We start from the raw sequence: 14,754 nt of genomic DNA on the forward strand, positions 1-14,754 counted from the left end.
GCACCTCACTGCTCGCGCAGGCCCCACGGCGAGCCGTACGCCGTCAGCAGGTCCAGGAAGGGGCGCGCCGGGAACGCCTCCGGGCCGAGGACACCCGAGCCGGACCAGGCGCCGGTGGCGACGAGTTCCAGGGCGACGACCGGATTGACGGCCGTCTGCCACACCACGGCCTGGGAGCCGTACTCCGCCATGGACCACTGGTTGTCGACCACGTGGTAGAGGTACACCTCGCGGGGCGCCCCGTCCTTCGTGCCCTTGACCCAGGTCCCCGCGCACGTCTTGCCGTGCATACGGTCGCCCAGTGTCGCCGGGTCGGGCAGACAGGCGGCGACGACATCCCGGGGCGACACGGCGACGGGTCCTGCGGCGCTCGGGACGGTCACGGGGTCGGTGCGGTCCAGGCCGAGCAGATGGAGCGTCCTGAGGGTCTGGATGAACTCCTCGCCCAGGCCGTACTTGAAGGTGACGCGGCGCGCGTCGATCCAGCGCGGCACGAGCAGCACCTCCTCGTGCTCGACGTTCACGCACTCCACCGGTCCGATGCCCTCGGGGAAGTCGAACACCTCGGGTTCGCTGAAGGGCGGTGTGGTGAACCAGCCTCGGCCGGACTCGTAGACGACCGGCGGGTTGAGGCATTCCTCGATCGTGGTCCAGATGCTGAAGGACGGCGCGAAGTCGTAGCCGTCGACGGTGAGATTCGCTCCGTCGCGGATACCGATCTCCTCGATCTCGTCGAAGAGTTCGTCGGCGGCGTACCGGGCGAACACATCGGACATGCCCGGCTCCACACCCATGCCGACCAGGGCCAGCGCGCCCGCCTTCGCCCACTCGTCGCCCGCAGCGAACTGTTCGTCGCCGAGCTTGACCCCGCACAGCTCGTGCGGCCGCTCGGCGTGCGGGCGGGACAGGGACATCGCCATGTCGAGATAGGTGACCCCGGCGGCGCGGGCCGCGCGGAACAGCGGCATCACGAAGCGCGGGTCGGTCGCGTTGAGCAGCACGTCGCACCCGTGCCGGGCCAGCAGCTCCGCCACCGCACTCTCGTCGGACGCGTCGACCCGCTCCGCCACGAACCGCTCCCCGGTGTCGAGCGCCGTGACCGCGGCCTCGGCCCGCGCCGGGTCGTAGTCGGCCACGACCATCAGGTCGAAGAAGGAGCGCCGGGCGGCGATCCGGGTGATCGCGGTCCCCACACCGCCGGCTCCCACGAGTAGCACACGCATGGCAAAACTCCCTTTTGTAAAGGTTCCGACGCCGTTGTCCGCCGATCCAACGCCGTGCCGTCACCTAAGGTCAATGGCGTTGGCATAAGAGACGCGGGGAGGTGCCTGTGCCGAAGCAGGTCGTGCCGGAGGAGAAGCGGCGGCGACGCCGTCCCACGAGGGGCGGCACCGTGCTGTCCGAGCGGCTGATCGTCGACACCGCCTTGCGCATGCTCCGCGAACACGGCAGTGCCGGCCTCACCGCCCGCCGCCTGGGCCTCGCCCTGGACGCCGACCCGAGCACCCTCTACCGCTACTTCCGGGGCATGGACGATCTGACCCTCGCCATCGGTGACGCCCTCATCGGCCAGGCGCTGCACGGCTGGCGACCCACGGGGGAGTGGTCGGCGGACCTGCGGGCCATCGGGCTGCGCGTCCACGCCGTGTACGTCGCCCATCCGCAGGCCGCCGTCCTGACCGCCAGCCGGGTCACGGGCCGCGCCAACGAGCTGGCCGCCGACGAGGCCATCCTCGACGTTCTGCGCACCGCCGGTTTCCCGCTGCCGGAGACCGTACGGATCTACCACGCCTTCATCGACCAGACGCTGGCCTTCGCCGCCCTCGACGCCGCCTCCCTGGCCCTGCCGCGCGCCAGCCTCACCGCCGACGAGGACATGTGGCGCTCGACCTACGCCCGTCTGCCCCGCACCACCCACCCCCGCATCGCCGAAGCGGCCCCGCTGCTCGCCGCCCGCATGGTCGCCAGCGCCTATCCGACGGCCCTCGACATGCTGCTGGACAGCGCCGCACGGACGCTCGCCGGAGAAGACCCCGGGAGTACTTGTGATATTGAAAGCTGAGCCGATTGGATGTAACGAGCAACCAGGACACCCGTGGACCCCAGCGACAACAGCACCGGCAACGACTCGGACCCTCAGCCGGCCGCGCCCCCGGAGGAACCCCGCCCGGCCGGGCGCCGTTGGGCCATGGACACCCGGCCCCTGCGCCGCCCCGCCTACCGCCGCCTGTGGTCCTCGACCGCCGTCACCGCCGTCGGCAGCCAGCTCACCGCGGTCGCCGTGCCCAAGCAGATCTACGACATCACCGGCTCCTCCGCGTGGGTCGGCTACGCGAGTCTGGCCGGGCTCGTGCCCCTGGTCGTGTTCGCGCTGTGGGGCGGCGCCATCGCCGACAGCATGGACCGCCGCAAGCTGCTGCTGATCACCAACACCGGCATCGCCGTCACCTCGCTGCTGTTCTGGATCCAGGCGCTCGTCGGTCTCGACTCGGTGGCGACCCTCATGCTCCTGCTCGCCCTCCAGCAGGCGTTCTTCGGCCTGAACTCACCGGCCCGCAGTGCCGTCGTCGCCCAGCTCGTCCCCGAGGAGGAGTTCGCCGCGGCCAACGCCCTCGGTACGACCGTCATGCAGACCGGCCTGGTCGCGGGACCGCTGCTCGCCGGCGCCCTGATACCCGTCGTCGGTCTCGCCGAGCTGTATCTGATCGACGCGCTCGCCCTGTCCGTCACCCTGTGGTCCGTCGTCCGCCTGCCCGCGCTGCCGCCGGGGCCGGCGGCCACCCGGAAGGCGGGCGCCCAGGAGATCGTGGCCGGCTTCCGCTACATCGCCCTGCACAAGGTGCTCCTGCTCTCCTTCCTCGCGGACATCGTCGCCATGGTCTTCGGCATGCCCCGCGCCCTGTTCCCCCAGCTGGCGGCCCAGACGTACGCCCCCTACGGGGAGGGACTCGCCCTCGGCCTGATGTTCGCGGCGATCCCCGTGGGCGCGGTGCTGGGCGGACTGTTCTCCGGCACGTTCTCGCGGGCGCGCCGGCACGGCTGGATGGTGATCGGCGCGGTGGTCGTCTGGGGACTGGCGATCACGGGGTTCGGGCTGAGCGGCAGCCTGTGGGTGGCGGTGGCGTTCCTGGCCGTCGCCGGAGTCGCCGACCTGGTCTCCAGCGTCTTCCGGGTGGCGATCCTGCTGTCGGCGGCGACCGACGAGATGCGAGGCCGGATGCAGGGCGTCTTCACGGTGGTCGTCGTGGGCGGCCCCCGACTGGCCGACCTGCTGCACGGCACCACGGCATCCGCCCTCGGCCCCCGCACGGCCGTCGCCGGCGGCGGACTCCTGGCCGTCGCCGTCACCCTGGCTCTGGCGGCCGCGATGCCGGCGCTGCGCCGCTACCGCGTCTGAGCCCGGACCGGGCCTGTCACCCGGACCCACGCCTGTGCGGGGAGAACTGCTCCATCAGCCGGCCCCGGGTCAGCTCCAGCCGATGGGCGAGGATCTCGGCGATGACCCGCACCAACTGCAGCCCGAGGGCCGGTTCCTCCTCGCAGAGTTCGAGGACCGACGCGGCATCGAACTCGTAGGCGCGCACGAAACTGAATGCCTCGGCGCCGAAGTCCCACTGGTGGGGCGGGAAGAGCCAGGACCAGCCGAGCAGATCACCCGCCCCGAGGCTGGCCACGGTCACCCGCTGCACCGGCGTCACCTGCTGGACCAGGGAGACAGCGCCCGAGCGGACGACCCAGAAGCGGTCGGCGGTGCCGCCCGCCTCGAAGATCCTGAAGTCCTCGGGGAAGGACACCTCCGTCGCGAGCGCGAGCAGACGCTCACGGCGCGGCGGGGGAAGGGCGGTCAGCAGCTTTGTCGCTTTGGTCATGAGCAGGGCTCCTCACCGGCGATCGGGAGGGAAGACGTCCGCCACGACAGCGCGCTGCCCGGATCCGGCGGCTTCCCCTACACCCATTTGAGCCGTTGCGGACGCGCCGGGCACCTCGGCGGCGGGCAGGAATCTGGTTTTGGACAGAAGAAGGCCCTGGCTGGACGGGGGAGACCAGCCAGGGCCGTAGGTGGTGGCACGCGGAGGGCGGTCGCCTCGCGGCGAAAGGCTCCATGGGGCTTCAGCCGAACGATCTTCCCCATGGGCTATAGGTGAGGCCCGGGGACACTGTCCCCTCCGCAGCCACGTACAGAAGAACGGCCGGCCCCTCCGGGTTGTTCCGTATCCACTCCGAAGCGGCGCGTGATCCACGTCACGCGCGTTTTCGGGGCTGCTCAGGCCTCGGACACCTGGGCCATCAGCGTCTGCAGATGCAGGCCGCGACGGGCGTCGAGCTCTCCGGAGACACCGGTGCGTACGGAGGTCGCGAACTCGTGGCGCAGTACCGGCCAGGTCTCCTCGTGGTCGAGTTCCGCGCTGTCGAACACCAACTCCGGGCCGGATCCGAAGAGTTCGACACGGGCGGAGCCCTTTGCCACGTTCACCGAGCCGGACAGGGAGGCCTGGCTGACCGCGCCGTTCTCGTGCTCACAGGTGAGTTCGATCCACCGGCGCGGATCCCCGGTGCCGCGCACCCGCGTGATCGGCCCCACGGAGGCGTCGAGGAGGTCGAGGACGTGCGGCCCCAGATCGAGCAGCGCGCCCTGTTCCAGCCGCCAGGGGCTGGCGAACGCGCCGCCGAGGAAGGCACCGCTCAGAAAGGCCGCCCGAGCGCCGAACACGTCCGCCTCACCCGCCGCCGCCAGGAACCGGCGTGTCTCGGGGTGGAATCGGTTCGTCAGGGTCACCTGGGAGACGACCCCGGCCTCGTCGATCGCGTCCACCAGCCGCCGGGCCGCCCCGAGATCCTCGGCGATCGGCTTCTCCAGCAGCAGCGCCTTGCCCGCCTTCGCTGCGCGCAGCGCGAGCTCGGCCTGGACGGCGGGCGGCACGGCGAACGCCAGCGCCTCGCAGGAGTCGAGCAGATCCTCGAACCGGGCGGCGACCGGGGCGCCGTACGGCGCCGCCGTCTCCTGGGCCGCCTCCGGGCGGCGCGCCCAGACGCCGGCGAGTTCGGTCTCGGGCCCGGCGGCCAGCGTGCGTGCGTACACCCACTGCGCCCAGGGGCCGGCGCCGACGAGCCCGACCTTGACGGGCGCGTGCGACCACGGTGCGGCGGTACTGGTCACGGGGATGGTCCAATCCGTACGGGAGCCGATTCGGAGATCACTCTGCGGGCCCGTCCGTCGTACCGTCAACCAAGAACTGCCCCGCGTCCGTGCCCGGCGATCAGCGGAACACGTTGTCCGAGTCGTCCCAGTGCGCGAGTTCGTCCGCCGCCGCGTCCGGTCGGGGAGAGCGCGTCCTGGCCTGGTACATCGCGTCGATCTCGAAGGCGTAGTGCCGCACGATCGCGTCCCGGCGCAGCTTCATCGAGGGGGTAAGCAGGCCGTTGCTGAGGGCGAAGGGCTCCGCGAGGACCCGGAAGACCCGGATCGACTCGGACCGCGACACCGAGCTGTTGGCGGCGGCGACGGCCCGGGCGATCTCCTCCCGCAGGGCGTTCTCCTCGCGCGCCTGACGGTGCGGCGTGTCCTCCTGCAGGGCCAGCGAGGCGCGCCAGTGGGCCAGGAACTCCGGGTCCAGGGTGATCAGGGCGCCCACGCACGGCCGGTTGTCGCCCACGATCACCGCCTGGTGCACGAGCGGATGCATGCGCAGCCGATGTTCCAGGGCGGCCGGAGCGACGCTCTTGCCGCTGCTGGTGATGATGATGTCCTTCTTGCGCCCGGTGATCGTCAGGTACCCCTCCTTGTCCAGCCGCCCGATGTCCCCGGTGGCCAGCCAACCGCCCCGCAGCGCCGCCCGGTTCCCGGCTTCGTCGTTCACGTACCCCTGGAAGACGGAGGCGCCGTACACCAGGATCTCGCCGTCCTCCGCGACCCGGATCTCCGTGCCGGGCAGAGGCTGTCCGACCGTCCCGAACTTCTCCCGGCCCACGGGCTGAGCGGTGACGCCCCCGCAGGTCTCGGTGAGGCCGTAGCCGTCGTGGACGAGGATGCCGATCCCCGAGTAGAACAGGGCGAGTTCACGGTTGAGGGGCGAGCCGCCCGACACCGCGCCGCACACCCGCCCGCCGAGGGCGCCACGGAGTTTGCGGTACACCGTCCGCTCGTAGAGGGCGTGTTGGAGCCGCAGGTCGAAACCGGGACCGGAGCCCGTGCCCAGCCGCTGCCGTTCGGCAGCCGTCGCGAAATCCCGGGCTGTGGCGACGGCACGCTCGAAGAGGCTGCCCCGGCCCGATCTCTGGGCGGCGCGCAGGAAGTTCTTGTAGATCTTCTCGAACACCGACGGCACCGCGTAGAGGTAGGTCGGCCGGAAGGAGAGCATCGCCGAGGACAGCGCCTCGCCGCTCAGGTCGGGTTCGTGACCCATCAGGAGACCGCCGCGCAGACACAGGCCCTGGACCATCAGGCCGTACACGTGCGAGAAGGGCAGGAAGGCGAGAACCTTCGGCTGTTCGCCGGGCGGCGCCGCCGTGTGCCTCCAGCCCGCGAGCAGGGTGTCACAGGGGCTGGCCAGACTGCGGTGACTCAGGGCGCAGCCGCGCGGATGCCCGGTCGTGCCGGACGTGTAGGCGATCACCGCGGCCGAGTCCGGCAGCACGATCCGGCGCAGTGAGTCGACCGTCGTCGTCGCCACCGACCGGCCCAGCTCGACGAGTTGGGCGAGGGCTCCGTCGTCCAGCTGCCAGACGTTGCGCAGCAGGGGCAGCGAGGTGCACACCGAGCCGACGGTCATGAGGCCCTGTTCGTCCTCCACGACGACGGCGCTGCACTGCGAGTCCGCGAGGATCCAGGCGACCTGGTCGCGCGAGGAGGTCGGGTAGATCGGCACGACCTCGGCGCCCACCGCCCAGAGCGCGTAGCAGAGCACCGTCCACTCGTAACGGGTGCGGGCCATGATGGCCACGCGGTGGCCCGGTGAGATCCCGGAGGCGATGAACCCCTTGGCCAGGTCGACGACCTCGTCCCGCAGTTCGGCGGCCGTCACCTGGGTCCAGACCTGTTTGGCCGGATCGACGCGACGGCCGAGCTGCACCAGGTCGGGTTCACGGATCGCCGTGTCGAAGACGCTGTCGGCGAGTCCGCCCGTCAACGGTGGGGCGCCGGTGGGGGGAGCGAGGGCGAAGTCGCGCATGCGCTGCTCCTGGATCGTACTGACTGTGACCGCGCCGACGGGTGGAGTTATCGACGGTGAACGAATCTAGCTCAGGTCACGGGCTTTGTTGTCGGGAACTGTGAAGTCGTTGTCCCCCAAAGGTTTCGGAAGAGGACTTCCGTGACCGCACCTCATGTCACCTCACCGCACTTCACCTCATTCGGGCCGGCGTCAGCCACACCGTGGCGAGCGGCGGCAGGGTCAGCCGGATGCCCGACGACCTGGGCTTCACCGTCCCGGGGTTGAGGATGTCACCGCCTCCGTAGTGGGCGGCATCCGTGTTGAGGACCTCCTGCCAGGCGGTGACCGGGCCGGGGACGTCGAGGCGGTACTCGCGGCGGACCACCGGCGAGAAGTTGCTGACGGCCAGCAGGGGCACTCCTTCCGCGTCGTAACGGAGGAAGGCGAAGACGTTGTCCTCGGCGGCGTCCCCGGCCACCCACCGGAAACCGGCGGGGTCGGTGTCGCGCTGCCAGAGCGCGGGGGTGCGCCGGTAGGCGGTGTTGAGATCGCGGACGAGATCGCGGACACCCCGGTGATCGGGCTCGGCGGCGTACGTGGGGTCCAGTAGCCACCAGTCCGGCCCGACGGCCTCGGACCACTCGGAACCCTGGGCGAACTCCTGCCCCATGAACAGGAGTTGCTTGCCGGGATGGGCCCACATGAAACCGAGGTACGCGCGGTGGTTCGCCCGTTGCTGCCACCAGTCGCCCGGCATCTTCGACACCAACGACCGCTTGCCGTGGACGACTTCGTCGTGCGAGATGGGCAGGACGTAGTTCTCGCTGTACGCGTACACCATGGAGAACGTCATCTCGTGGTGGTGGTACCTGCGATGGACCGGCTCGTGCTGGACGTAGCCGAGCGAGTCGTGCATCCAGCCCATGTTCCATTTCAGGCCGAAGCCGAGCCCGCCACTGTCGGTGGGCCGGGTCACCCCGTCCCACGCGGTCGACTCCTCGGCGATCGTCATGACCCCCGGGACCCTCCGGTACAGGGTGGCGTTCATCTCCTGGAGGAAGGCGACCGCGTCGAGATCCTCCCGCCCGCCGTGCACGTTCGGCGTCCACTGCCCCGAATCGCGCGAGTAGTCGAGGTAGAGCATCGAGGCGACCGCGTCCACCCGCAGCCCGTCGAGGTGGAACTCCTCGCACCAGTACACGGCGTTGGCGACCAGGAAGTTGCGTACCTCGGTCCGCCCGAGGTCGAACTCGTACGTCCCCCAGTCCGGATGCTCGGCACGCCGCGAGTCACCCGGCTCGTAGAGGGGCTCCCCGTCGAACCGGGCCAGCGCCCACTCGTCCTTGGGGAAGTGCGCCGGAACCCAGTCCAACAGGACGCCGACACCGGCCCGGTGCAGCGCGTCGACCAGATACCGGAAGTCGTCGGGGGAACCCAGCCGGGCTGTCGGCGCGTAGTAGGAGGTGACCTGATACCCCCAGGACGGGCCGAAGGGGTGCTCGGCGACCGGCATGAGCTGCACATGGGTGAAGCCCAGGTCGGCCACATACGCGGGGAGCTCGTCGGCCAGCTGACGATAGGTCAGTCCTGGTCGCCAGGACGGGAGATGGACCTCGTACACGGAGAACGCCTCCTCGTGCACGGCACTTCCCGAGCGGCGTGCGAGCCACTCCTCGTCGCCCCAGTCGTAATGCGAGGCGGTGACAATGGACGCCGTCGCGGGCGGGACCTCGGTGCGCCGGGCCATCGGGTCCGCCTTCATGACCCGGCCGCCGCCCCGGCCCACGACCTCGAACTTGTACCGCTCGCCCTCACCCACACCGGGCACGAACAGCTCCCACACCCCGGCGGCGCCGAGGGAACGCATGGGGTGGGCGGTGCCGTCCCAGCAGGTGAAGTCCCCGGCGACCCGCACGCCCTGCGCGTTCGGCGCCCAGACGGTGAAGCGGGTGCCGGTGACACCCTGGTGGGTCATCGGCTCGGCGCCCAGCGCCTTCCACAGCTCCTCGTGCCGCCCCTCCCGGATGAGATGCAGATCCAGCTCACCGAGCGAGGGCAGGAAACGGTACGGATCCCCGACCTCCGACGCGCCGCCCTCGTACGACACCAGCAGCGTGTGGTCGGGAAGCGTCTCGGAGGTGGGGTCGAAGGGGAGTACGGCACTGAAGAACCCGTCACCGTCGTCGTCGAGCCGGTTCGGCCGCCCGTCGACCAGCACGCTCACGCCGCGCGCGAACGGGCGCAGCGCACGGAAGACGATCCCGCCGACGGGCAGGGGATGCGCGCCCAGAACGGAGTGCGGGTCGTGATGGGTGCCGGCGAGCAGACGCCGCCTGTCGTCGGGGTCCCACAGCGCGTCGGGCCTGCCCAGGGAGGGCGTGTCGGGGAGTGAGGGATCGTGCAGGGCCACAGCGGTCAGCCTCCTCGGACGGCGAGTCGTTCGATCGCCGCCATCGGGACGGGGAGCCAGTCCGGGCGGTGCCTGGCCTCGTAGACGACCTCGTACACGGCGCGGTCCGTCTCGTACGCGCGCAGCAGCCCGGGGTCGCGGCGCGGGTCCCACCCGGCCCGGGCGGCGTACCCCGCGCAGTAGGCCTCCCGGCAGCGCCGGGCCCACTCGGGGTGCCACGGCAGCCGGGTGCGGGCGGCGTAGTCGAAGGAGCGCAGCATGCCGGCGATGTCCCGCACCGGTGACTGGGCGCTGCGCCGTTCCGCGAGCGGGCGGGACGGCTCGCCCTCGAAGTCGATCACGTACCAGTCGCCGTCGGCACCGCCCGTACGCAGCACCTGTCCGAGGTGCAGATCGCCGTGGACGCGCTGCGCGGCCGGACCGGCGTCGAACCCGGCCAGGGTGTCGAACGCGGCGCGCAGCCCCCGGGCGTACGGCCGCAGCGCCGGTACGCAGTGCACGGCGGCATCGAGACGGTCGGTCATCGCAGCCGCCGTACGTCGGCTGTGCCGTCCGTCGCGGGTGTCGCAGGGGAAGGCGGTCGCGAGGGCCAGATGGACATCGGCGGTGGCGCGGCCCAACTCGTGGGCCTCGGCGGTGAAGTCGTGCCCCGAGGCGAGAGCGCGCAGAGCGAGGGTCCAGCCGTCGGAGGCGCCCGGAAGAAACGGCTGGAGCACTCCGAGGGTCGCGTCCTGAGGCAGATCGGTCCTGAACCAGGCGGCCGGCGCGGGTACCCGGGCACAGCCCTGCCTGGCGAGAGCGGCGGGCACCTCCAGGTCGGGATGGACACCCGGCTGGACGCGTCTGAGCACCTTCAGGATGAACGAGTCGCCGTACACGAGCGAGGAGTTGGACTGCTCGACGTCGAGGAGACGCGGGGCGAGTCCGGCGGGCACGCTGACGGCGGGGTCGGCCTCGAAGCGCAGGGGGCCGGCCGTTCCGGGGTGACGGAGGCGCTCCAGCAGCAGTTCCGCCGCCCGGGGGTCCTGCAGCGCGTCGTAGACCAGCAGACCGGCCAGGGGCCCCTCGTGCGCGCGGCCGATGAGAGCCCGGCCGAGGCGCGGCGAGGGGCGGTCCTGGACTCGGAGGAGCAGTTGGTAGCAGTCGCCGGGCGGGGGAGGGCCGCCGGGGACGGGGAGAGCGGTGTGGCCGGTGCGGACGAGCAGGTGCAGGCAGCCCGGGAACAGCTCCGTCATCGACAACAGATCCAGGTCCGTGACGGGCCGGTCCTTGCCCGCGAACCAGCGCTGCTGCGGCAGCCACTCGCGGAGCAGCCCACCGAGCGAACTCAGCGGCTCGGCGAGGGCCGTGGTCCGGCCCGGGCGAAGAGATGCGGTCTTCGGCATGGTGACGCTCCTTTCGCGGGGCACTCGGTCACGGCCGTCGGGCGGTACGCGGGGCGGCTCGGGGGAGCCTGAACCAGTAGAAGCCGTGGCCTGCGAGGGTGAGGAGGTAGGGGAGTTCGCCGATGGCGGGGAAGCGGACTCCGCCGATGAGTTCGACGGGGTGTGTGCCGTTGAAGGTTTGCAGGTCGAGTTCGGTGGGCTGGGCGAAGCGGGAGAAGTTGTGGACGCACAGGACGAGGTCGTCCACGCCGTCCTCCGACAAGGTGGTCTCGCGTAGGAAGGCGATGACGGCGGGGTTGGAGGAGGGGAGTTCGGTGTAGGAGCCGAGGCCGAAGGCGGGGTTCTGTTTGCGGATCTCGATCATGCGGCGGGTCCAGTGCAGGAGCGAGGAGGGGGAGGACATGGAGGCTTCGACGTTGGTGACCTGGTAGCCGTAGACGGGGTCCATGATCGTGGGCAGGACGAGGCGTCCGGGGTCGCAGGAGGAGAAGCCGGCGTTGCGGTCGGGGGTCCATTGCATGGGGGTGCGGACGGCGTCGCGGTCGCCGAGCCAGATGTTGTCGCCCATGCCGATCTCGTCGCCGTAGTAGAGGATCGGCGAGCCGGGGAGGGACAGCAGGAGGGCGGTGAAGAGTTCGATCTGGTTGCGGTCGTTGTCGAGGAGGGGGGCCAGACGGCGTCGGATGCCGATGTTGGCGCGCATGCGGGGGTCTTTGGCGTATTCGGCCCACATGTAGTCGCGTTCTTCGTCGGTGACCATTTCGAGGGTGAGCTCGTCGTGGTTGCGCAGGAAGATGCCCCATTGGCAGTTGTTGGGGATGGCGGGGGTCTTGGCGAGGATTTCGGAGACCGGGTAGCGCGATTCGCGCCTGACTGCCATGAAGATGCGGGGCATGACGGGGAAGTGGAATGCCATGTGGCATTCGTCGCCGCCGCTGGCGAAGTCGCCGAAGTAGTCGACGACGTCTTCGGGCCATTGGTTGGCTTCTGCGAGGAGGACGGTGTCGGGGTAGTGGTCGTCGATTTCTTTGCGGACGTGTTTGAGGAATTGGTGGGTGGCGGGGAGGTTTTCGCAGTTGGTGCCTTCGGCTTGGTAGAGGTAGGGGACGGCGTCGAGGCGGAAGCCGTCGATGCCGAGGTCGAGCCAGAATTTGAGGGCGGAGAGGATTTCTTCCTGGACTGCGGGGTTTTCGTAGTTGAGGTCGGGTTGGTGGGAGAAGAAGCGGTGCCAGTAGTACTGTTTGCGGACGGGGTCGAAGGTCCAGTTGGAGGCTTCGGTGTCGACGAAGATGATGCGGGCTTCTGGGTATTGTTCGTCTTTGTCGGCCCAGACGTAGTAGTCGCCGTAGGGGCCTTGGGGGTTGTTTCTTGATTCCTGGAACCAGGGGTGTTGGTCGCTGGTGTGGTTCATGACGAAGTCGATGATGACGCGCATGCCGCGTTGGTGGGCGGCGTCGACGAATTCGACGAAGTCGGCGAGGTCGCCGAATTCGGGGAGGACGGCGGTGTAGTCGGAGACGTCGTAGCCGCCGTCCCTCAACGGTGATTTGAAGAAGGGGGGGAGCCAGAGGCAGTCGATGCCGAGCCATTGGAGGTAGTCGAGTTTGGCGGTGAGGCCTTTGAGGTCGCCGATGCCGTCGCCGTTGCTGTCCTGGAAGGAGCGGACGAGGACCTCGTAGAAGACGGCGCGTTTGAACCACTCGGGGTCCCGGTCCTTGGCGGGAGTGTCCTCGAAGGTGTCCGGAACAGGGTCGTTGACGGTCACGGTGTTACTGGCCTCCAGTCGAATACCGCAGCACGTGGAATACGTGCGCGGGCGTCCTGCCCGGCTCCAGACGCACGTAGTTGGTGCGTCCCCAGCGATAGGTCTCACCGCTCAGTTCGTCACGCACCGCGAGCGAACATTCCTCGTCTTCCCGCTTGTCCAGGCCGAGTTGCGGCATGTCCAACGAGACCGTCGCCTCCTGGGTGTGGTGAGGATCGAGGTTCACGACCACCAGAACGGTGTCCTCGCCGGTGCGCTTGCTGTACGCGATCACCGCGTCGTTGTCGGTCCGGTGGAAGTGCAGGTTCCTGAGCCGGCGCAGGGCGGGGTGGCCGCGTCTGATCCGGTTGAGGGCGGCGATGAGCGGGGCGATCGAATGCCCGTTGCGTTCGGCCGATTCCCAGTCCCTGGAGCGGAGTTGGTATTTCTCGGAGTCCAGGTATTCTTCGCTGCTCTCGCGCAGCGGGGTGTTCTCGCACAGTTCGTAGCCGCTGTAGACGCCCCAGGTCGGGGAGAGTGTCGCGGCGAGCACGGCGCGTACCTCGAAGGCGGGGCGTCCGCCCTGCTGAAGGTACGCGTGCAGGATGTCGGGCGTGTTGACGAAGAGATTCGGGCGCATGTACGCGGCCGTGTCACCGGACAACTCGGTCAGGTACTCGGTGAGTTCGCTCTTGCTGGTACGCCAGGTGAAGTAGGTGTACGACTGCTGGAAGCCGACCTGGGCCAGGGTGTGCATCATCGCCGGCCGGGTGAAGGCCTCCGCCAGGAAGATGACGTCGGGGTCGGTGTGGTTGATGTCCGCGATCACCTGTTCCCAGAAGACGACCGGTTTGGTGTGCGGGTTGTCGACGCGGAAGATCCGCACCCCGTGGTCCATCCAGTGCCGCAGCACCCGCACCGTCTCCGCGACCAGCCCGGGCAGGTCGGCGTCGAAGGCGATGGGGTAGATGTCCTGGTACTTCTTCGGCGGGTTCTCCGCGTAGGCGATCGTCCCGTCGGGGCGGTGATGGAACCACTGCGGGTACTTCTGCACCCAGGGGTGGTCCGGTGAGCACTGCAGCGCGAAGTCCAGCGCCACCTCGAGCCCGTGCCGGGCGGCCTCGGCGACGAAGAAGTCGAAGTCCTCCAGCGTTCCCAGATCCGGGTGGACGGCGTCGTGGCCGCCCGCTTCGGAACCGATCGCCCACGGCACCCCCACGTCCTGCGCCGACGCGGACAGGGTGTTGTTGGGGCCCTTGCGGAAGGTGTGCCCGATCGGATGGATCGGGGGCAGATAGAGGACGTCGAAGCCCATCGCGGCGATCGCCGGCAACCGCCGCGCCGCCGTCCGGAACGTGCCGTGCGGCTGCTCCGGGGTGCCCTCCGAACGGGGGAAGAACTCGTACCACGCCCCGTACAGGGCCCGCTCCCGCTCCACCACCAGCGCCAACGGCTCACTCGACGTGAGCGGTTCACGCAGCGGGTACCGGCGCAGCACCTTGTCCACCGCCGGAGTCAGGGCCGGTGCGAGACGATCCGTCACAGGGAGCGAGTCGTCGCCCAGAGCCCGTGCGGCGGCCAGTACGACAGACCGGGCCGACCGCTCCGGCACACCGGCGGCGGCACGCTCGTACAGCAGCGCGCCCTCCTCCAGCACCAGCCCCACATCGATACCGGCCGGGATCTTGATGCCCGCGTGGTGCCGCCAGGTGCTGATCGGGTCGCCCCACGCCTCGACCCGGTAGGTCCAGTGGCCCGCCGTGTCCGGGGTGACGTCCGCGCCCCAGCGGTCGGTGCCCGGGGCCAGTTCACGCATCGGCGTCCAGGGGCCCGGCCGGCCCTCCGCGTCGCACAGCACCACGTTCGCGCCGACCGCGTCATGGCCCTCGCGGAAAACCGTCGCGGTGACCTGGAAGGTCTCTCCCGCGACGGCCTTCGCCGGGCGTCTGCCGCTTTCGACGGCCGGGCGCACATCCCGCACCGGGATGCGGCCGATGGCCGGGGTCGGGCTCATGGGTCTCACCTCTGGGGTGTGGGGTCGGGGTCGACGGGGGGCCGTGGGCG

At 70.0% G+C, this 14,754-nt stretch carries 10 protein-coding genes; 2 read left to right on the forward strand and 8 right to left on the reverse strand.

All coding sequences use genetic code 11. The features are described from left to right. Positions 1–5: 5 nt before the first annotated feature. Positions 6–1,223 carry a saccharopine dehydrogenase family protein gene (locus STRTUCAR8_RS04280; RefSeq protein WP_006374193.1) on the reverse strand — a complete coding sequence of 406 codons (1,218 nt, stop codon included), beginning with the start codon at positions 1,221–1,223 and terminating at the stop codon, positions 6–8. Between the two features lie 107 nt (positions 1,224–1,330). Here STRTUCAR8_RS04280 and STRTUCAR8_RS04285 point away from each other — a divergent pair, with 107 nt between their 5' ends. Then, positions 1,331–2,062 (forward strand): TetR/AcrR family transcriptional regulator, encoded by a 732-nt coding sequence (locus STRTUCAR8_RS04285; protein WP_006374212.1) that lies wholly within the window; start codon positions 1,331–1,333, stop codon positions 2,060–2,062. A gap of 33 nt (positions 2,063–2,095) precedes the next feature. Further along, positions 2,096–3,397, forward strand: a complete 1,302-nt coding sequence (locus tag STRTUCAR8_RS04290) for an MFS transporter (RefSeq protein ID WP_006374190.1) — start codon at positions 2,096–2,098, stop codon at positions 3,395–3,397. Positions 3,398–3,413: 16 nt separating this feature from the next. Here STRTUCAR8_RS04290 and STRTUCAR8_RS04295 read toward each other — a convergent pair whose 3' ends face one another. The 7 genes from STRTUCAR8_RS04295 to STRTUCAR8_RS04325 all read right to left on the reverse strand — a co-directional run bounded on the left by STRTUCAR8_RS04295 (position 3,414) and on the right by STRTUCAR8_RS04325 (position 14,704). Continuing rightward, complete coding sequence (locus STRTUCAR8_RS04295) at positions 3,414–3,869, reverse strand: cyclic nucleotide-binding domain-containing protein (protein WP_006374205.1); 456 nt, start codon at positions 3,867–3,869, stop codon at positions 3,414–3,416. Positions 3,870–4,264: 395 nt separating this feature from the next. Then, positions 4,265–5,158 carry a Gfo/Idh/MocA family protein gene (locus STRTUCAR8_RS04300; protein ID WP_006374213.1) on the reverse strand — a complete coding sequence of 298 codons (894 nt, stop codon included), beginning with the start codon at positions 5,156–5,158 and terminating at the stop codon, positions 4,265–4,267. A 100-nt stretch (positions 5,159–5,258) separates the two neighbouring features. Continuing rightward, on the reverse strand, positions 5,259–7,169 hold the full coding sequence (locus STRTUCAR8_RS04305; RefSeq protein ID WP_006374178.1) for an AMP-dependent synthetase/ligase: 1,911 nt from the start codon (positions 7,167–7,169) through the stop codon (positions 5,259–5,261). A 172-nt stretch (positions 7,170–7,341) separates the two neighbouring features. Further along, a complete protein-coding gene (gene glgB / locus STRTUCAR8_RS04310) occupies positions 7,342–9,561 on the reverse strand; it encodes a 1,4-alpha-glucan branching enzyme (protein WP_006374195.1) in 2,220 nt (739 codons plus the stop codon). Positions 9,562–9,566: 5 nt separating this feature from the next. Next, positions 9,567–10,946 carry a maltokinase N-terminal cap-like domain-containing protein gene (locus STRTUCAR8_RS04315; protein WP_006374225.1) on the reverse strand — a complete coding sequence of 460 codons (1,380 nt, stop codon included), beginning with the start codon at positions 10,944–10,946 and terminating at the stop codon, positions 9,567–9,569. Positions 10,947–10,974: 28 nt separating this feature from the next. Then, positions 10,975–12,711 carry a maltose alpha-D-glucosyltransferase gene (treS, locus tag STRTUCAR8_RS04320; protein WP_006374189.1) on the reverse strand — a complete coding sequence of 579 codons (1,737 nt, stop codon included), beginning with the start codon at positions 12,709–12,711 and terminating at the stop codon, positions 10,975–10,977. A 4-nt stretch (positions 12,712–12,715) separates the two neighbouring features. Beyond that, on the reverse strand, positions 12,716–14,704 hold the full coding sequence (locus STRTUCAR8_RS04325; protein ID WP_006374188.1) for an alpha-1,4-glucan--maltose-1-phosphate maltosyltransferase: 1,989 nt from the start codon (positions 14,702–14,704) through the stop codon (positions 12,716–12,718). Positions 14,705–14,754 lie beyond the last annotated feature (50 nt).

This window comes from Streptomyces turgidiscabies Car8, from assembly GCF_000331005.1.
Taxonomy (GTDB): Bacteria; Actinomycetota; Actinomycetes; order Streptomycetales; family Streptomycetaceae; genus Streptomyces; species Streptomyces turgidiscabies.